The organism is Pyxidicoccus sp. M15 (assembly GCF_056858435.1).
Window position 1 is genome coordinate 6,705,001 of sequence record NZ_CM166495.1, and the last position, 17,538, is coordinate 6,722,538.

At 69.9% G+C, this 17,538-nt stretch carries 15 protein-coding genes and 1 riboswitch; of the genes, 6 read left to right on the top strand and 9 right to left on the bottom strand.

The window, feature by feature from the left end; translation table 11 throughout:
• Positions 1-768 precede the first annotated feature (768 nt).
• Positions 769-2,166, bottom strand: a complete 1,398-nt coding sequence (gene sthA / locus ACX9TP_RS24995; RefSeq protein WP_482973120.1) for a Si-specific NAD(P)(+) transhydrogenase — start codon at positions 2,164-2,166, stop codon at positions 769-771.
• A gap of 92 nt (positions 2,167-2,258) precedes the next feature.
• On the opposite strand from sthA, the gene ACX9TP_RS25000 reads away from it, so the two are divergent.
• The 3 genes from ACX9TP_RS25000 to ACX9TP_RS25010 all read left to right on the top strand — a co-directional run bounded on the left by ACX9TP_RS25000 (position 2,259) and on the right by ACX9TP_RS25010 (position 6,478).
• Entirely contained in the window at positions 2,259-4,418 is a 2,160-nt protein-coding gene (locus tag ACX9TP_RS25000; protein WP_482973121.1) for a xanthine dehydrogenase family protein molybdopterin-binding subunit, read from the top strand.
• Positions 4,419-4,420: 2 nt separating this feature from the next.
• On the top strand, positions 4,421-4,903 hold the full coding sequence (locus ACX9TP_RS25005) for a (2Fe-2S)-binding protein (RefSeq protein ID WP_482973122.1): 483 nt from the start codon (positions 4,421-4,423) through the stop codon (positions 4,901-4,903).
• Between the two features lie 105 nt (positions 4,904-5,008).
• Positions 5,009-6,478 (top strand): MDR family MFS transporter, encoded by a 1,470-nt coding sequence (locus ACX9TP_RS25010; protein ID WP_482973123.1) that lies wholly within the window; start codon positions 5,009-5,011, stop codon positions 6,476-6,478.
• A 64-nt stretch (positions 6,479-6,542) separates the two neighbouring features.
• On the opposite strand, the gene ACX9TP_RS25015 is transcribed toward ACX9TP_RS25010, so the two are convergent.
• Complete coding sequence (locus ACX9TP_RS25015; RefSeq protein ID WP_482973124.1) at positions 6,543-8,438, bottom strand: M4 family metallopeptidase; 1,896 nt, start codon at positions 8,436-8,438, stop codon at positions 6,543-6,545.
• A 516-nt stretch (positions 8,439-8,954) separates the two neighbouring features.
• On the opposite strand from ACX9TP_RS25015, the gene ACX9TP_RS25020 reads away from it, so the two are divergent.
• Positions 8,955-9,164, top strand: a complete 210-nt coding sequence (locus tag ACX9TP_RS25020; RefSeq protein WP_482973125.1) for a hypothetical protein — start codon at positions 8,955-8,957, stop codon at positions 9,162-9,164.
• A 197-nt stretch (positions 9,165-9,361) separates the two neighbouring features.
• Here the strand turns inward: ACX9TP_RS25020 and ACX9TP_RS25025 are convergent, their stop codons facing one another.
• Genes ACX9TP_RS25025 through ACX9TP_RS25035 form a run of 3 tightly spaced genes read right to left on the bottom strand, consistent with a single transcriptional unit; the run spans position 9,362 to position 11,486 of the window.
• Positions 9,362-9,883, bottom strand: coding sequence for a gamma-glutamylcyclotransferase family protein (locus tag ACX9TP_RS25025; RefSeq protein ID WP_482973126.1), 522 nt, complete (start codon positions 9,881-9,883; stop codon positions 9,362-9,364).
• Positions 9,884-9,894: 11 nt separating this feature from the next.
• Positions 9,895-10,491, bottom strand: coding sequence for a GbsR/MarR family transcriptional regulator (locus ACX9TP_RS25030; RefSeq protein ID WP_482973127.1), 597 nt, complete (start codon positions 10,489-10,491; stop codon positions 9,895-9,897).
• The gene (locus ACX9TP_RS25035; RefSeq protein ID WP_482973128.1) at positions 10,488-11,486 is read right to left on the bottom strand and encodes a polyprenyl synthetase family protein; all 999 of its coding nucleotides are present in this window, start codon (positions 11,484-11,486) and stop codon (positions 10,488-10,490) included. The genes ACX9TP_RS25030 and ACX9TP_RS25035 overlap by 4 nt, the downstream gene beginning before the upstream one ends.
• A 216-nt stretch (positions 11,487-11,702) precedes the next feature.
• On the opposite strand from ACX9TP_RS25035, the gene ACX9TP_RS25040 reads away from it, so the two are divergent.
• On the top strand, positions 11,703-13,205 hold the full coding sequence (locus tag ACX9TP_RS25040; protein ID WP_482973129.1) for an MFS transporter: 1,503 nt from the start codon (positions 11,703-11,705) through the stop codon (positions 13,203-13,205).
• 4 nt (positions 13,206-13,209) lie between these two features.
• On the opposite strand, the gene ACX9TP_RS25045 is transcribed toward ACX9TP_RS25040, so the two are convergent.
• Positions 13,210-14,742: a methyl-accepting chemotaxis protein gene (locus ACX9TP_RS25045; RefSeq protein ID WP_482973130.1), complete on the bottom strand. Its 1,533-nt coding sequence runs from the start codon at positions 14,740-14,742 to the stop codon at positions 13,210-13,212.
• A 426-nt stretch (positions 14,743-15,168) separates the two neighbouring features.
• Between ACX9TP_RS25045 and ACX9TP_RS25050 the strand changes: the two genes are divergently transcribed.
• Positions 15,169-15,543 carry a response regulator gene (locus tag ACX9TP_RS25050; RefSeq protein WP_482973131.1) on the top strand — a complete coding sequence of 125 codons (375 nt, stop codon included), beginning with the start codon at positions 15,169-15,171 and terminating at the stop codon, positions 15,541-15,543.
• Positions 15,544-15,597: 54 nt separating this feature from the next.
• Here the strand turns inward: ACX9TP_RS25050 and ACX9TP_RS25055 are convergent, their stop codons facing one another.
• The 3 genes from ACX9TP_RS25055 to ACX9TP_RS25065 form a co-directional block, all read right to left on the bottom strand.
• Positions 15,598-15,855, bottom strand: coding sequence for a hypothetical protein (locus ACX9TP_RS25055; RefSeq protein ID WP_482973132.1), 258 nt, complete (start codon positions 15,853-15,855; stop codon positions 15,598-15,600).
• A gap of 149 nt (positions 15,856-16,004) precedes the next feature.
• Entirely contained in the window at positions 16,005-16,337 is a 333-nt protein-coding gene (sugE, locus tag ACX9TP_RS25060) for a quaternary ammonium compound efflux SMR transporter SugE (protein ID WP_482973133.1), read from the bottom strand.
• Positions 16,338-16,354: 17 nt separating this feature from the next.
• Positions 16,355-16,426, bottom strand: a riboswitch (guanidine-III (ykkC-III) riboswitch).
• Between the two features lie 76 nt (positions 16,427-16,502).
• Complete coding sequence (locus ACX9TP_RS25065) at positions 16,503-17,537, bottom strand: D-alanine--D-alanine ligase family protein (RefSeq protein ID WP_482973134.1); 1,035 nt, start codon at positions 17,535-17,537, stop codon at positions 16,503-16,505.
• Position 17,538: the final 1 nt, after the last annotated feature.

Here is a 17,538-nt window from a genome sequence, read left to right on the forward strand (position 1 = left end):
TCGCTTGTACCACCCGCGACTTTCTGCTACCGTTTGCTTCGTCTGCTGCCCGCTGCTTTCAGCCGGCGGGGTTGCATCTTCTATTCGAGTCCGCGTCCGCTTGCAACATCTGCTTTCGCTTTCTCGGGGCCTCTCGAAGTCCTCAGCGCCGCCCAGTGGCTTCCGCTGTTTTCTTTCGAGGGGGCGCGGCTTCTACCGCTTTGCCGCCGTCCCTGTCAACCGCTGCTTCGTGACCTTCCCAACCGAGCCGCCCGCTTCACTTCTTCCCGGGCTTTTCTCTGTCGGGGGCGCGGCTTCTACTTCGTCGCCGCGTCGTCCGTCAACCTGCTTCGGTGACCGCCGTATTCAATCTGTCGGTGCTGCTGTCCCGCCTCCGAAGTGCCTTCCGCGCCAGTGCGCGGGCTTCGGTGCGAGGGGCGCGGCTTCTACCACCACCGCGTTTCGAGTCAACCGCTACCTGCTGACTCTTCTTCCCCCGCTCTTCGCAACCGCCTGGCCGCTGCCGGCCAACCGTCCGTCGAGTGGGGCGCGGCTTCTACCACCGCCGCGTTTCGAGTCAACCGCTACCTGCTGACTCTTCTTCCCCCGCTCTTCGTTCCCACCAGGCTCTGCGTCGGGCCGGGTGGTGCGTCGAGCGGGGCGCGGCTTCTATCACCGCCGGGTCTTGAGTCAACCGCTTCGTTGGATTCTTTCTTCCGCCTTCGAAGGAGCTCAAACCACTGCGTCCAGCCAGCAGCGCGCTCGGCACCTCCCCTGCCCTCCTGCCGTTCAGAACAGCCGGTTGAGCCCGTTGAGCGCGGCCACCCGGTAGGCCTCGGCCATGGTGGGGTAGTTGAACGTGGTGTTGATGAAGTAGTCGATGCTGTTGCCCGGGCCGTCCTGCGCCATGATGGCCTGTCCGATGTGGATGATCTCCGAGGCGTTGTCCCCGAAGCAGTGGATGCCCAGGAGCTCCCGGGTCTGCCGGTGGAACAGCAGCTTCAGCATGCCCACGGTGCGTCCGGTTATCTGCGCGCGCGCCAGGCTCTTGAAGAAGGCGTGGCCCACCTCGTAGGGCACGCCGGCCTTGGTCAGCTCGCGCTCGGTGCGTCCCAGGCTGCTGATCTCCGGGCTGGTGTAGATGCCGGTGGGGATGTCCTTGACCAGCTTGTGCTCCAGCCGTCCCTCGACGATGTGCGTGGCGGCGAAGCGACCCTGGTCGTACGAGGCGCTCGCCAGTGACGGCGCTCCCACCACGTCGCCCACGGCGTAGATGTGGGGCACGGCGGTCTGGTACGCGTCATTCACCTGGATGCAGCCGCGCGAGTCCACGGCGATGCCCAGTGCCTCCAGCCCCAGGCCGGCGCTGTTGCCCGTACGCCCGTTGGCCCACAGGAAGGTGTCCGCCTTGAGCTGCTTGCCGCTCTTGAGGTGGAGCACCACGCCGTCGTTACGCGCCTCCACCTGGTCCATCTCCTCCTGGTGGCGGATGAGCACTCCCTGCTCGCGCAGGTGATACGAGAGTGCGTCGGAGATCTCGTCATCGAGGAACGAGAGCAGCCGATCTCGCGTGTTCACCAGGTCCACCTTCACGCCGAGCATCCGGAACATGGAGGCGTACTCGCAGCCGATGACGCCCGCGCCGTAGATGATCATCGTCTGCGGGGCTTCCCGCAGCTTCAGGATGGTGTCCGAGTCGAAGATGCGCGGGTGGCTGAAGTCCACTCCCGCCGGGCGGTAGGGATGCGAGCCGGTGGCGATGACGAAGGCCTTGGCGGACAGCAGCTCGCTCGAGCCCCGAGGCTCGGAGACCTCCACCGTCTGTGCGTCCAGGAAACGGGCCTGGCCGACCACCAGATCCACGCGGTTGCGCTCGTAGAAGGTGCTGCGCAGCTGCACCTGGCGCGACACCACCGAGGATGCCACGCGCAGCATGTCCTTGAGGGTGGTGGTGCGCGCCAGCTCCGCGCGCAGCTCCGGATGGTCGCCCTGCACGTCCACGAGCCGCTGCACCGCATGGCGCAGCGCCTTGGAGGGAATCGTCGCGGTGTGCGTGCAGGCGCCACCCACGAAGGGGCTCTGTTCCACGGTGCACACCCGGCGGCCGGACTTCACCGCCTTCATCGAAGCGCCTTCTCCGCCCGGGCCGGAGCCGAGCACCACCACGTCGAACTGCCGAACGGTCATGCCCCGAGCCTTACCACGTGAGTCGGTTCGAGGCTCGCGGGGTTTGAGGCTCGCGGGTTCTCGCGCAGTGGACCGTATGCCATGCTCGCCGCATGGCGGACACGCCCCAACCGAATGAAGTCGTGGTGGATCGTCGCCGGTTCCTCACCTGGGTTGTGGCCTCGCCCGCGCTGGTGGTCGCGGCGCGGCTGGGGCTCGAAATCCCTCGGGCCGACGCGGCGGAGGCCGAGGCGCCCCAGGCGTCCACCGACGAGACCTCGCTCAATGCCTACGTCGCCATCCAGGCGGATGGAGGCATCCATGCCACCCTGCCCCGCACGGAGATGGGCCAGGGCATCACCACCGGTGTGGCCATGCTCGTGGCCGAGGAGCTGGACGTCAGCCTGGACGCGGTGGAGGTCCGCACCGCCGACGCGGACCCCCGCTGGGTCATCCAGCTCACGGGGCTCTCGTCGACGATGCGCTACCTCGCGGGCCCCCTCCGCGCGGCGGCCGCGACGGCTCGCGCCCGGCTCGTCACCGCGGCCGCGAACCGGTGGCACGTGCCGGCGCAGAGCCTCATCACCGAGAAGGGTGAGGTGGTCGCTCCCGATGGGCGCCGTGCCGGCTATGGCTCGCTGGCGGAGGACGCGGCGCGCGTGCTGCTCCTCCTCGTCTCAGCCCAGCCGAAGAACCCGAGCGCGTACACGGTGGTCGGCCAGCCCACGGGCCGCATCGATGCCACGGAGCTCGTCACCGGGACGGCACGATACGCGCTCGACCTGGACATCCCCGGCGCGGTGCCAGTGGTCATCGCACGGCCTCCTACGCTGCGCGGCACGGTGCGGAGCTTCGACGCCTCGGCGGCGCTGGCGATGCCGGGCGTGCTCGGCGTGGCCCGCATCCCCACGGGAGTGGCGGTCGCCGCCGGGACCTTCTCGCAGGCCTTCGCGGCCCGGGATGCGTTGAGCGTCTCCTGGGCTCCCGGCCCGGCCAGCCACCTGTCCGATGCGGACATCCGCGCCCGCCTGCGTGATGCCATTGGCGCGCGTCCGCTTCCTCCCCTGTTCACGGCGCGCACGCTGGAAGGGCGCTTCGACTTTCCCTACCTCGCCCACGCTCCCATGGAGACGCAGAGCTGCGTGGCCCGCGTGACGGCCGACAGCGCCGAGCTCTGGCTGGGCGCGCAGGACCCGAAGTTCGTCCAGCGCGAGGTCGCACAGGCACTGGGCTGGGCCCTCACCCCGCAGCGGGTCACCGTGCATACCGCTCGGGCCGGCGGCGGGTTCGGCCGCCGGTTCTTCGCCGAGGCCGCCGTGGAGGCCGCCCTCAGCTCTCGCGCGCTCTCGCGGCCGGTGAAGCTGATGTGGACCCGCAACGACGACATGCGGCACGGGCGCTACCGGCCCGCCAGTCACCACCGCATCCTCGCGTATGTCGGTGCGAACGGCTCCATCCTCGGCTGGAACCACCGTGCCGCCATTCCCACCGTGGAGTTCCCCCACGGCTTCGGGGACCTCCTCACCTCCCTGCTCGGCATCGTCCTTCCCGAGGTGACCAGCGCGACGTTCTTCGCGCTGACGCAGCACGTGCCGTACCGCTTCGGGCTGGTGGGCCAGGAGCTCCGCGAGGTCTCCCTCCCCATCCCCACCGCGTCGTTCCGCTCGGTGTTCACCAGCCAGGTCGGTGTGGCCAACGAGGTATTCATCGACCAGCTCGCCCGCGAGCTCGGGCGCGACCCGGTGGAGCTGCGGCGCTCGCAGCTCTCGTCGAGCCGGCTGAAGGCCGTGCTGGAAAAGGTGGTGCTCGAAGGCGCATGGGGCCGGCCGCTGCCGCCCGGGGTCGCGCAGGGTGTCGCCGTCCTCGAGGAGTGGGACAGCGCCATCGCCCACCTCGTCGAGGTCGACGTCACCGGCGAAGCGCCCAGGGTCCTTCGCGTGGTCATCGCCGCGGACGTCGGCCTGCCCATCAACCCGAAGGGCATCGAGGCCCAGCTCCAGGGCGCGGCCATCGACGCGTTCTCCACCACCCTGAGCGCCGGCATCCACATCGACGCGGGCGCCGTGCGCGAAGGCAGCTTCGCCGACTACCGGTGGCTCCGCATGCGGCAGGCCCCCTCCGAGATTGCGGTCCACCTCGTCCGTTCCGACGACCGCGTCGGCGGCGTGGGAGAGCTCGGCTACCCGAGCGCCGCCGCGGCCCTGACCAACGCCATCGCGCGAGCGACCGGCACCATGCCCACCCGTTTCCCGCTGCTCGACGCAGGAGCCTGACCATGCCGGCCTACCAGTTCATCCTCAATGGCCAGACGGTGTCGGTGGATGCCCCCGCGGACCTGCCGCTGCTCTGGGCGCTGCGAGACATGCTGGGCGTGACGGGCCCGAAGTACGGCTGCGGTGTGGGCGTGTGCGGCGCCTGTACCAGCCATCTGGAGGGCGAGGCCTTCCGCCCCTGCATCCAGTCCGTCAGCGGCGTGGCGGGCGCGCGGGTCACCACCATCGAAGGGCTGGGCGGTGGAGGGCTCCATCCCGTACAGCAGGCATGGATCGCCGAGGACGTCGCGCAGTGTGGCTTCTGCCAGCCCGGGCAGATCATGGCCGCCGTCGCCCTCCTGCGGAAGAACCTGGACCCGACGGACGCCGACATCGACGCGGCCATGAGCGACAACGTCTGCCGGTGTGGCACCTACGTGCGCATCCGCGCCGCCATCAAGCGAGCCGCCCGGCAACTGCGGGAAGTGGGCACGGGCCTTCGCTGAGCGTGCGGCTTCGCGGGTGCTGGACGGAACGGCCGGCAGGGCCCTCATGACGGTGGCGGCCCCTGCCCGCTCCCGTTACAAGGGCGCGTTCCCGGCTCCGACTCCATGCGAAAGACCCATCGTCCCCTGACCACCCTGGCACTCGCCCTGAGCCTCTTCATGGCGGCGCTGGAGGTCACCGTCGTCTCCACCGCCATGCCCACCGTGGTGGGTGAACTGGGAGGCATCCAGAGCTACGCGTGGGTCTTCACCGCGTACATGCTGTCCTCCACCATCACCGTCCCCATCTACGGGAAGCTGTCGGACCTGTACGGGCGCAAGCCCATCCTTCTCTTCGGCACCGGCCTGTTCCTCGTCGGCTCCATCGCCAGCGGCCTGTCCACCTCGATGAACATGCTCATCGCCTTCCGCACCCTGCAGGGCCTGGGCGCGGGGGCCATGCAGCCCGTCTCCCTCACCATCATCGGGGACATCTACACCATCGAGGAGCGCGCGAAGGTGCAGGGCGCCTTCAGCGCCGTCTGGGGCATCGCCGGGCTGGTGGGTCCGCTCACCGGCGGCCTCATCGTGAAGTACCTCTCCTGGCACTGGATCTTCTTCATCAACGTCCCCGTGGGCGTGGCCACCTCGCTCCTGCTGATGACCTTCTTCCATGAGCAGGTGCAGCGCAGGTCGCAGCAGCTCGACTACGCGGGTGCGGCGCTGCTCGCCGCTGGCGTGGTGGCGTTGCTCTTCGGCGTCCAGGGCCTCGGACGGAACCTGTGGGCGCTGCCCGCGGCGGTCGTCCTGCTCGTCGCCTTCGTCTTCGTGGAGCGCCGGGCGCCGGAGCCCGTCATTCCCATGTCCATCTTCAAGCAGCCCGCCATCGCCATCTCCTCCGTGGCGGGGGCCTGCTTCTCCGCGGCGATGTTCGGAGCCACCACCTACGTGCCGCTCTACGTCCAGGCCGTGCTCGGGGGCTCGCCCACGCTGGCGGGCGGGATGATCACCCCGATGATCGTCGCCTGGCCCACCGCCGCCCTGTTCGCGGGACGGCTGATGCTCAAGACGGGCTTCCGCCCGCTCATCGTCGGAGGGCTCGGGCTCACGGTGGCGGGCACCGGGGCAATGGCACTGCTCCTCAAGCCGGACTCGCCCATCCTCCTGCTCCAGCTGGCGATGGGCCTGTTCGGCGTGGGCCTGGGCTTCGCGTCCACCGCGCTGCTCATCGCGGTGCAGACCAGCGTGGGCTGGGAGCTGCGCGGCGTGGCCACCGCCAGCAATATGTTCTTCCGCACCATCGGCGGTGTGCTCGGCGTGGGCATCATGGGCGGCGTCATGGTGTCCCAGCTCATGAAGGACCCGAGCATCCCCATCTCCGCCGCCAATGCACTGCTCGGTCCCGAGCATGGCCACGGGGTGCCTCCGGAGATCCTGAAGACGCTCAGCGGCGCGCTCGGCACGGGCCTCACCGTCAACTTCTGGCTCATCTGCGCCTTCTCCGTGGCCGCCTTCGCCGCCGGGCTGTTCTTCCCCCGGGTGTCCCGGAACACCGGGACGCCCGTCGCCGCGGCGGACGCGGTCGCACCGCACTGACGCGGAGCAGGCGCACCACCGGGCGTCCCATGCACAGGACGGGACGCCCGGGGGTGATGCAGGGCTAGTACTGCCCCTTGAGCGACACGCCCGAGTAGGCCGAGAAGCCGCGCAGCATGATCCAGTAGCGCCCCGCCGTGGGGCGCGCGGCCGAGTTGCACGTCTCGTTGTTGCCGGTGAGGTACGGCCGGCAGTCATACGAGGACGTCGTCGGGGCCGCGCCGAACTTCACGTACATGTCCGCGTCCCCCGTGCCGCCACTCAGGGTGATGGCGACGGGCACGTTGGCCGGCGCATCCAGGCAGAAGTACTGCTGCGAGCTCGCCGCGCCGGAGATGCCGGTGCGGATGACACCGTTGGTCAGCAGCGTGCAAGACGGAGGCGGAGTCGCCGCCCCCACGCCCACCGCGAGCCAGGCCTTGTCCACCGCGTCCAGGATGGCCGTTCCGTAGCCCAGGGCCTGCGCGGCCAGGCGGGTGTACGTCTTCGCCTGGGCCATGGTGGTGGTCGCCGTGAAGTAGTTCAGGTTGGCCTGGTAGAAGATGCGGCCCGCGGCCTGGATGCCGATGCCCGGCACGTTCACCGAGGAGCGGCCACGCGGGTGCAGGCCCCCGGTGGACAGCAGCTTGAACGCCAGGTTGATGATGCCCGAGCCGTAGTGCACGCTGACGGTGGAGTTGTAGTCCGCGTAGTAGTCCAGCGAGGCACCGTCCCGCTTGGGGTCGTCCATGTATCGCAGCGCGTCCCCGGCAGTGGGGGGCGTCCACGCCAGCTCCCCGATGTTCCATACGTCGGTGCCCATGATCCACGGGCCGGTGGCCCAGCTGTGGCAGTACGCGGCGAAGATGTCGGAGTACGACTCGGACAGCGCTCCGGACTCACCCGAGTAGATGAGGCCGGAGGTGTGGTCCGTCACCGCGTGCGTCACCTCGTGGACGACGATGTCCGGGTCCGCGCACACCGGGCCGAGGGTGGTGCCATTCCCGTCGCCGCACACCATGCTGGTGCCGTCCCAGTACGCGTTCGGGAAGTTGCTCATGTAGTGCACGCGCGCATAAAGCTGCGCGCCCGCGTTGTTGTAGCTATCCCGCCCGAAGTTCACGTTGAAGCAGTCGTAGAACCGGCCCAGGTTGTCGTAGGCCGTGTCGATGGCCGCGTCACCCGTCGCGGGCTGCCCCTCGTTGCGGCAGGTGCCGTTGTTCGTGCCGCCCACCGAGCACACCCGGCGGTTCCTCGCGGTGTGGACCTCCGCGTAGCGCCACACCTCCGCTCCGTCGAGTGCCCCCACGAAGACCTGGTCGCGCACCGGCGTGCCGTCCTCCTCGCCCTCCACCTGCACCTGGAAGGCCAGCGTGAGGCGCTCCGTCGCGGGCGCGCGCACGTAGACGAGCCGGGGCTCACCGACGACGGTGTTGCCGCCCTTCGTGGAGCCCAGCGCCGACTGGCGCGCGGCCTGCGCGCTGATGCGCGGCTCGGAGGCGACGCTCTCGCCGTCCCGGGCGGTGCCGTTCACCGAGTACACCCGGCCCTTCTCGTCCAGATGCAGGATGAGCTGCTGCCCCACCACCGGCAGGCCATTCTTCGTCTGCGCGTAGCGCAGGTGCGTGTGGCCCTGCTCGTCCGTGGAGGCGCTCAGGGGCACCAGGTCCCGCGTCCGGAGGCGGAACACCGGGAGGATGCGCTCGAGCGCCGGCATCAGCAGCGCATGCGCCTGGCGGGCCGAGGCGCCTGAGATGCCACGGCCCGTCTCGCCCAGCGGGCCGCCGAGCATGTACGGCACGCCGTCGTCATTCAGGCCGAGGACTTCCGTGCCCGGCAGCGCCCGCAGCGCCGCCTCGATGTCCGCGATTCGGGAGACGCCATCCTCCCGAGGTGCCTGGGCCGCTTCCGGCCCTTCCGAGCCGCAAGCCGCGAGTGAGAGCGAAAAACATGCAACGAGCCACCGTGTGCTGCGCTTCATGATCTTCCCCGTCCGTGAGGGTGGATGCGACAGGGAGAGTATCCCAGGATTCCGACATAGGTCCGGATTACCTGCCCCACCTGTGGGTGGACGCAGCGTGACACGAGGACTCAATCAAATACATACAAATCCCTCGAAACAACAATCGGGGCAAGCAATTGATATGTCATTGATTGGTATGTGTTTGAGCCGTGGAGGGTGGAGAAAATGGCTGAAGGTCCGTTCATGTAGGCATGGCGCGTCCAGAGCCACCTCAGAAACACCTGAAGAGGTGTTCATGTAGGCATGACAGTGCGCAATTTCGATGCCACTCACTGAGGGTCCGTTCAGGCCCGAGCCGCGATCAGCGGCGACAGACTGAAGACCCGTTCATGTAGGCACGACACTTCATTTGAATGGAGGTCGCTCGCCTGCCCTGCGGTTGCAGTGGCGGGCGCGCGCCGGGCATCGCTTGCTTCCCCCTCCCCTCGCCCCCAGCGTTGGGCTTGATGCTCCACCCGGAGCAGGAGGCAGGAGATGGCGAAGAAGAAGATCGTCGAGGGCTACGGAGGGACGAGCGAGCAACGCCAGCGACACCTCCAGAACGACAACTTCTCCGAGCGAGCGCCTCACACTCCGGCCGAGTCGGAGGAGGTCCGCAGTACGCCCGACAAGGACGGACGCGTGGTGACGGTCCACCCCCTGGGCGACGAGGACTCCGACGACCTCTGGCGCGGCGAGCCGTGAGCCGGCGGGCCCCTCAGCGCATGAAGAGGAAGTAGAGCACCGCGCTCAGGGCAGCGGAGACGGCGATGCTGCCGAGGCAGCCAAGCTTGTTCGAGAAGAAGAAGAACATGGGCGCGGAACAACCTGCGCATCCCCGGGCTCGTGGGAAGCCCGGGGGGCGCAGAAGCTGTCCACCAGCGCACCCTGTCGGATGGGAGCTACGCGCCGCGCTTCAGCCGCTCCACGTACTCCGCGGGCAGGCCCGCGGCCTGGGCGCCGCGCACCAGCGCCTCCACGAAGCGCGGGCTCACCGGGCCGTCCTGCGAGGCGCGCCGCGGGTTCGTGACGAACGCCGTGGCCTCCACCTCCTGGCCGTCCACGCGCACGCGGACCGGGCGCTCCACGCACATCCCCGTCACGAAGCCCTCCTTGTGCTGGACGATGGGCCAGTCCTGGCCACGAATCTCGAACAGGCGCCCGAACACCCTGCCGCCCGCCGTGTCCGCCAACCCCGCCACCCGCCCACCCCACCAGCGCGAGGGGAAGTCATAGACGAGGTCCACGTCCACCGCCTCCGCCAGCCGCCCCTCGGGCAGCTCGAAGAAGCCGTAGCTGTGCTGCTGCTTCCACTCGTCGAAGGCGGCGCGGTCCAGGATGGTGGAGTACGCGAAATACAGGCGCGTGGCCGTGGGGTCCGCCCCCTCGCGCGCCTTCATCACCTGGTCATAGTGCGAGTCCATGTCCGCCCTCCTTAACGCTTTTCCCGGCGCGACGGGCCCGCCTCGTCACGGAACACGGCGAGCACACCGGACACGTCCAGCCGGGACGTCTTGATGAACAGCCGCAGCGCGCGCTCCACGTGCTCGGCCAGCGTGGTCATCTTCTCCAGCCGGGCCAGCCGCTCGCCGGGCACGCCGCTCATCGACTCCGCCAGCCGCCTCGCCTCCGCCAGGTCCGCGCGGATGCGCGCCACGAAGCCCGCCTCGCGCTCCTCGATGACGTGCGTCACCATCCGCACCAGGTCCGTCTCCGCCGCGTAGCGCCACGCCGAGTCCTGCGGCAGGCGCACCCGCTGGATGACCCCCCAGCGCTCGAGGTCCCTGAGCAGCATCGACACGCCGCCCTTGGACAGGTCCAGCTCGCGCTCGATTTCTCCCGCGGTCAGGGGCTCCCCACGCAGATACAGCAGTGCCCACACCCGGCCCTGGTTGCGCTTGAAGCCCCAGAACTCGATGACATTGCCCACCGCGTCCACCGCGATGGCTTCCCACGGCGCCAGCTTTCCTTCCTGCGCTGGCACGTCGGATGTCGGGCTCCCGGGCGCCCCCGTCCACAGGTAGCCTTTCATGCAGCGCGCCCCTGGACCTGCTCGGCGATGCCGGCGGACAGCTTCCGCGCCCAGCCCACCAGCTCCGCGCCGGCCGGGTCCGTGGCGAAGTGGCCCAGCTTGTCGAGCGCCGCTTCAATCTCCACGTTCATCCGCGCCATGGACGCCTCCACCGCGCCCGTGGCCTCGATCGCCGAGCCAATCTCCTTCGTGCGCTCGGGCGTAATCGTGGAGAACGCCCAGGCGTCCTTCAGCTTGCGGCGTAGGGACTCGTCCTTGGCCACCGCCAGGAGGATGGGCATGGACGGGGTGCGCGAGTGCACGTCCGCGTAGCGCGGCTTGCCCACATCCGTGCCGAGGATGTCGCGGATGTCGTCGGCAATCTGGAAGGCCACGCCCAGGTGGCGGCCGAAGCCGTCGAAGCGCTCCACGGCGTCCGGGCTGTCCGAGAGCGTGGCCGCGGCGCTGCCGCACCAGCCGAACAGCGAGCCCGTCTTGCCCTCGGCGATGAAGCGCAGCCGGTTGAGCGGCAGGTCCAGGTCTCCTCGGGCCTCCACCTCGGCGATGGCGGCGCGGGTCATCTCGGAGACGACGGAGAGCGCGCTGCGCGTCAGGCGCGCGTCCAGCATGGACAGCTGGTGCAGGCCGGTGGAGAGGATGAGGTCACCGCTCATCACCGCCACGATGTTGCCCCAGCGCGCATTCACCGTGGGCCGGCCGCGGCGGAACATGCCGGCGTCCACCACGTCGTCGTGCAGGAGGCTGGCGGAGTGGATGAGCTCCGAGGCGACGGCCACGTCCACCAGCCGCTCCGGCTTCACGCCCACGGCGCCGCCGAACAGCCGCACCAACATGGGACGCGCTCGCTTGCCGCCGCTGCCCAGGCACAGGTGACGGGCGGCCTCCATGAGGGTGTCTCCCTTCACGTCCGGGCCGGCGTCGCCGTCCACGAGCGTGCTCCCAAGCCGCTGCTCCACCGCCCCCAGAAAGTCCGTCAGCTCACGAGCCAGGTCCATGTGCGCCGTCTCCTCGCCCGTTCATATAGTTCAAGACCGCGTGAACTGCACCTGAATCCAGCGCCCCCCTCCAGGCGGGCGGGCGAGGTGGGACATGTGGCCGGCGCCCGCATGGGGGGCGACCGTGCGCGCGGGGTTCACCCGGGGGCGGATTGAGGGGCCGGACGGGCTGTGCGACAGACGGGGGGCCCCGTCGCTCTTCGAAGAAGGAACGCGTTGAGCCCCGCCGCCTTCCGCCGTCACGTCCTGAGCAGCTTCGCCTCGCTCGCCACCGCCGTCCCGCTGTTCCGCCCCGGCTCGTCGCTGCCGGGCTCTTCCGCGCCGCTCCTGGGCGCGCCGCCCGCGGACGGGCCGGGCCCCGGCTCCACCCGGGCCACCGGCCGGCTGCGGCGCACCATGGGCGCCTCGGTGGTGGAGGGCATGTTCGCGGAGGTGTTCACCGCGTGCGCGGGCGCCACGGTGCTCACGGCCTGGGCCATTGCCCTCGAACTGGGGCCGTTCCTCGTCGGCGTCATGACGGCCCTGCCCTTCTTCGCCCAGTTCGTGCAGTTCCCCGCGGCGTGGCTGACGTCCACCTTTGGCCACCGCCGGGTGGCGCTCACCGCGGTGTGCCTGTCGCGACTGGTGATGTTCCCCCTGGTCGTGCTGCCGTGGCTGGGATTGAGCCTCCCCGCGCAGCAACATCTGTTGTTGGCGGTGGCCGGCGGCTCCGCGCTGCTGGGCGTGGTGGGCAACAACGCGTGGGTGGCGTGGATGGGGGAGCTGGTGCCGCGCTCGGTGCGGGGCCGCTTCTTCGGCCGGCGCACCGCGCTCACCACCCTGGCGGGTACGCTGGCCTCGCTCACCGCGGGCCTGCTCATGGACAGGCTTCGCAAGCCCGAGGGCGTGGGCCTGGGGCTGCCCCTGCTCGCGCTGGGCGCCTGTGTCATGGGCGTGGTGACGACGCTGCTGATGGCCACGCAGCACGACCCGGCCCCGCCGGGCACCACCCCGCGCCTGGAATTGAAGGGCGCGCTGGTGCCGCTGAAGGACCCGACGGCGCGGCGCGTGCTGGGTTACCAGATGGCGTGGAACGCGGCGGTGGGCGTGTCCGCGCCCTTCTTCGCGCTGCACAGCCTGCAGAACCTCAAGATGACCTTCGTCATCATGGCGCTGCATGCCGCGGCGGTGGCCGGCGTGCGCATCCTCACAGCGCCGCTGTGGGGAAAGATGATCGACAAGGTGGGCGCGCAGCCGGTGCTGATGGCGTGCTCGCTGGGCATCAGCGCCATCCCCGTGCTGTGGCTCCTGCCGTCCGCGGGCACCCTGTGGCCGCTGCTGTTCGACGTGCTGCTGGCCGGCTCGCTGTGGAGCGGCCATGGCCTGGCCATCTTCGCGCTGCCCCTCACCGTGGCCCCGCGCAAGGGCCGGCCCTTCTACCTCGCGGCCTTCGCCACCGCGGGCGGGCTGGCCTACTCCGTCGCGGCCGCCTTGGGAGGCGCCATCGCCGCCGCCCTGCCGCAGCAGTTCATGCTGGGTGGCCACGACTGGGTGAACCTGCACGTGCTGTTCGTGCTGTCCTCCGTGGCCCGGCTGGGCGCGGGCCTGCTCGCCGCGCGCATCCCCGAGCCCGGTGCCCGGCCGGTGCGCTCGGTGGGGGAGATGGCCGCGCGGCTGCTGCCCCGCCTCCGTCCCGCGCCCGCGCTGGCAGAGGCCCGCTCGGGCGACGGCAAGGGCTGAAACGTCAGACGCGGTAGGCCCGCACCACCTGGGACACGCGCTCGGAGAGCAGCTTCAGGGACACCGCCGCGTCGCCGGTGGTGGAGATGCGCTTCACGGTGTCGCCCATCAGCGTGTTCAGCTCGCTGACGGCGGTGAAGATCTGCTCGATGCCGGTGGCCTGCTGGCTCACCGTCCGCGCAATCTGCCGCGCGGAGTTCGTGCTGTCCTTGACGATGCCGGTGAGCTGCCGCAGCGTGTCCCCGGACGTGCGCACCTGCGTCAGGCCCGCCTCCATGCGGGCCGTGCCCGCCGCGGTGATGTCCACCGTGCCGGCGATGGCCTCGCTGATGTCGGAGAGAATCGCCCGCACCTGGTTCGTCGCCCGGATGGACTGGTCCGCCAGGCCGCGAATCTCCCGCGCCACCACCGAGAAGCCCTTGCCGTGCTCCCCCGAGCGCGCCGCCTCAATCGCCGCGTTGACGGCCAGCAGGTGGGACTGGTCCGCCAGGTCCTTCACCGTCTCCGTGATTCCGCTGATCTGCCGTGTGCGCTCGCCCAGCGACATGATGCGCTCGGCGATCTGCTCCACCTGCGCGCGCAGGTCCACCAGCCCCTCGATGCTCGCGGCGACGGCCTCCTCGCCGGTGCGCCCCAGGGACTCGGCGCGCTCGGCCACCTGGATGACGGACTCGGCCGAGTCCGACGCCATCAGCGCCGTCTGGCGAATCTCCTGCGCCGTCACCTGCGTCTCCTGCAGCGCCGCGGCGCTGCGGGTCACCATCTGGTTCTGCTCCTCGGAGGACTCGTTGAGCCCCGTCACCGAGTCGCTCAAGAGCTCCGTGGACGACTGGAGCTGGTGCAGCAAGTCCTTCAGCTTGCCCACCAGGATGCCGATGGCGCGCGCCAGCTGCCCCACCTCGTCCGTGGAGCTGATGTGCACCGACTCGCGCAGGTCGCCGTGCTCGGCGATGCGCTGCACCGCCGCGGTGAGCTCGTTCAGCGGCGCGACGATGCGGCGGCTCAGCGCGAAGGCCAACCCCGTGAGCAACACCAGCGCGCCCAGGAGCACCAGGCTCAGGTTGCCCAGGATGTCCTCCACCCTGTCCCGCGCCTCCGTGCGGTTGAAGCCCACGTGGACCACACCGAGCCCGCCCGGAATGGGCGCGCTCATGTCCAGCAGCTCCGAGCCGCCCGACAGCAGCGCGCCTCCATTCGCGGCCTTCGCCAGCTGCCCGTGGTGCTCGCGGAGCGTGCGCGCGTGCGGGCCCGCCACCGCCACCAGGTCGCCCTTCGCATCCACCACGGCCACGAAGGCCAGCTTTCCTTCATGGGCCACGGTGTCCAGCGTGGCCTGCACCGCCGTCGGGTCCTTCCCTCGGAGCTGGCTCGTCAGCGTGGAGGCCAGCGCCGTGGGCACCGCCGCGCCCAGCTCGCGCCCCTGGTCCTCGAAGGACTGGCGCATGCGGGGCACGGTGTAGCCGAACGACAGCAGCGTGAAGAACAGCGCCACCAGCAGCGGCGCGAGGGTGAGCTTCTGCGTGAGGGAGAGTCGCATCCGGGCACAGGGGGAAGAAATCGCGGGCCCTCGCGCCTTGCGGCGGGCAATCCCATTCCAGACAGGGAACAGGAAACGAAGACGCCCTGGTGAATCCAGAGAGGTGGCACATTCTGGGTGCCGCCGCTCCGAGCGCGCAAACCCCACCTCCACACCTGCGGGAGAGTACCTAGACGCGAGAGGTCTCCCGGCACCCCGACGTCACCACGGTGAGCGCCACCGGCCCCGTCCCGCACCTGCACGCCCGGGGCGGGACGCACGAGCGCCGCCCCTTTCCGCGCCTGCCCGCCCGCCGTCCGGAGGGAGGACCGTGAAGGTCTGGCGGTGGCTCGCCTCTTGAAAAGCACGGCCTAAATTCCGCGCGAGGTGGGGCGTCGGGTCGGGGGAGAGGAGATGGGACATGGCCACGTCATGTCCCGGCCAATCATGGGTTTCAGGTGCGTACACATCCTCGTCGTCGAGGACAACGAAGACACACGAGAGGGCATCACCGAGTATCTGCGGGCGAAGGGGCACCAGGTCTCCTCCGCCGCGAATGGACGCGAGGCGCTGCTGGCGCTCAGCCAGCTCCCACGTCCCTGCGTGGTGCTGCTGGACTGGATGATGCCGGTGATGGGCGGTGAGGAGCTGCTGCGCATGCTTCAGCTCCAGCAGGCCCTGGAAGGCGTCACGGTGGTGGCCGTGACAGCCCGCTCCACCGTGCCCGAGGACATGCCCCTACGGGCCGTGGTTCCCAAGCCGCTGGACCTGGGCCGGCTGATGCGGGTGGTGGGTGAAGTGGCCCCACGACCCGCGGCGTGAGGCCAGGGGCCCTCAGCCCTGCGTCTCCTCGCGCCAGGCCCTGAGGGCCGGGCCTCACTCCCGGATGCGCACGAGCTCGATGAGGCGGCGCCGCGTATCCACCGTGTAGTGGATGATGAGGTCCTCCATGAGGAAGCTCGGGACCTCCTCCATGGAAGGCTCCGGGGGCGCCACCGCGAACTGCTGGGCCAGCGACTCCAGCCGGGCCTGGATGGCGCGGTAGGTTTCGCGTGGCAGGTGGGAGACCTGTCCCCAGGCCTCGGTCGCGATTTCGACCGTGTACGGGCGGTGGATGTTCCTTGGAGACCTCATACGCGGTTGCTGCCCAAAGCAGTCCGCGTGCCAACGCCACGATGAGGAAAATCGGACTCTTGCGGCCCGCCCTCCTTGCTTCCCTGTAGAAATGGAACGCGCTGGAGGGGGTGGGTCTGAAAAAACTCCTCCCCACCCCCCGAGGGGCGTCAGGGGGCTTCGCCGGCGCCGCTCGTGGCCTTCAGCCCGACGATGGCGACCAGCAGCAGCGACAGGAAGAAGATGCGCAGCGGCGTGGCGGGCTCGTGGAAGAGGACCATGCCCAGCACGGCCGCGCCCAGCGCGCCGATGCCCACCCAGACCGCGTAGGCCGTGCCGATGGGCAGCGTCTTCGCGGCCAGGCCCAGCAGCACCATGCTGGCGACGATGGCAGAACCGGTGAGGATGCTGGGGATGGGGCGGGTGAAGCCCTCGGTGTACTTCAGCCCGATGGCCCAGCAGACCTCGAGCAGCCCGGCGATGATGAGCAGAATCCACGACATGACGCACGACTCCCGTGTTCGCGTCGTCTTGTCCTGACCGGGTACGGCGCGCCTCGTCCGGGCCCGGCCCGCTCCTCATGAGCCGCCGTGCATGCGCGGCTATAACGCCGCGCACCGCACGCTTCAACCGGCGCGACGCCTTCCTCCCCCTCGGCGCGGGGCCGCTCAGTGCGCGGTGACGTGCCCGGAAGCAGGCGACGTGGCGTGGGGTGCCCGGCCCTTCGACAGGCCGTGGCGGCGGGCGGCCACCTCGACGATGCGCTGCACGAGCTGGGCGTAGGACATGCCCCGCTCCCGCGCGCCGAGCGCCACCTCGCACTGCGCCTCCAGGTAGGGATTGGGATTCACCTCCAGGAGGTACGGCTCGTTCGTGCGGCTGGACACGCGGAAGTCGATGCGGGCGTAGTCCCGCAGCTTGAGCGCGCGGAAGGCCGTCACCGCGGCCCGCTCCACGCGCCCGCGCAGCTCGTCCGACAAGTCATGCGGCATCACCAGCCGGGGGCTGCCCTCCGTCTCCGGAGCGAACTTCACCTCGCGGTTGGCGATCTTCATCCGCTTGCGGCTCCACTTCTTCCCGAAGTCCAGCTCCACCACCGGGAGCACGTCCGGATTCGCGTGGTCCCCGAGCACGCCCACGTAGATTTCCCGCCCCTCGATGAACTCCTCCGCGAGCGCCTCGTCGTCGAACTCCTCGCGAATCTTCCGCACGCGCCGCGCCAGTCCCTCCATGTCCTTCTCCACGCCCAACCCCATGGAGGCGTCCGAGCGCGCCGGCTTCACGATGAGCGGGAACTTGAGGTCGCCGCTCGTCTGGAAGGAGTCGCCGTCGAACGTCGCGAAGCGCGGGGTGAGCACGCCGTGGAACTGGAGGAGCTGCTTGGCGAGGATCTTGTCCTGCGCCAGCAGGAGCCCCGCCGTCCCCGAGCCCGTGAAGGGCACGCGCGCCAGCTCCAGCACCGCGGCCACATTCACCTCCAGCCGGTAGTCCTCGGCGAACGTCTCGCAGATGTTGAAGACGAGGTCCGCGCGGCTCCACGACACCTGGCGCATGAGGTCGGTGACGCTCTCGTCCACGCCGACGTCCACCGTCGTGTGGCCCGCCTCCTCCAGGGCGGCGCGCACCTGGCCGACGACGGCGTCGGGTGCTTCTCCCTTCGGCTGGTAGTGGAGGACCGCGATGCGCAGGGGGCCGACGGGCATG

Coding starts and splice junctions, on each gene's coding strand:
- ACX9TP_RS25065 (WP_482973134.1), bottom strand. CDS start 17,537: ATGCCCGTCGGCCCCCTGCGCATCGCGGTCCTCCACTACCAGCCGAAG.
- ACX9TP_RS25020 (WP_482973125.1), top strand. CDS start 8,955: ATGGCGAAGAAGAAGATCGTCGAGGGCTACGGAGGGACGAGCGAGCAA.
- ACX9TP_RS25000 (WP_482973121.1), top strand. CDS start 2,259: ATGGCGGACACGCCCCAACCGAATGAAGTCGTGGTGGATCGTCGCCGG.
- ACX9TP_RS25050 (WP_482973131.1), top strand. CDS start 15,169: ATGGGTTTCAGGTGCGTACACATCCTCGTCGTCGAGGACAACGAAGAC.
- ACX9TP_RS25055 (WP_482973132.1), bottom strand. CDS start 15,855: ATGAGGTCTCCAAGGAACATCCACCGCCCGTACACGGTCGAAATCGCG.
- ACX9TP_RS25035 (WP_482973128.1), bottom strand. CDS start 11,486: ATGGACCTGGCTCGTGAGCTGACGGACTTTCTGGGGGCGGTGGAGCAG.
- ACX9TP_RS25025 (WP_482973126.1), bottom strand. CDS start 9,883: ATGGACTCGCACTATGACCAGGTGATGAAGGCGCGCGAGGGGGCGGAC.
- ACX9TP_RS25030 (WP_482973127.1), bottom strand. CDS start 10,491: ATGAAAGGCTACCTGTGGACGGGGGCGCCCGGGAGCCCGACATCCGAC.
- sthA (WP_482973120.1), bottom strand. CDS start 2,166: ATGACCGTTCGGCAGTTCGACGTGGTGGTGCTCGGCTCCGGCCCGGGC.
- sugE (WP_482973133.1), bottom strand. CDS start 16,337: ATGTCGTGGATTCTGCTCATCATCGCCGGGCTGCTCGAGGTCTGCTGG.
- ACX9TP_RS25015 (WP_482973124.1), bottom strand. CDS start 8,438: ATGAAGCGCAGCACACGGTGGCTCGTTGCATGTTTTTCGCTCTCACTC.
- ACX9TP_RS25005 (WP_482973122.1), top strand. CDS start 4,421: ATGCCGGCCTACCAGTTCATCCTCAATGGCCAGACGGTGTCGGTGGAT.
- ACX9TP_RS25010 (WP_482973123.1), top strand. CDS start 5,009: ATGCGAAAGACCCATCGTCCCCTGACCACCCTGGCACTCGCCCTGAGC.
- ACX9TP_RS25045 (WP_482973130.1), bottom strand. CDS start 14,742: ATGCGACTCTCCCTCACGCAGAAGCTCACCCTCGCGCCGCTGCTGGTG.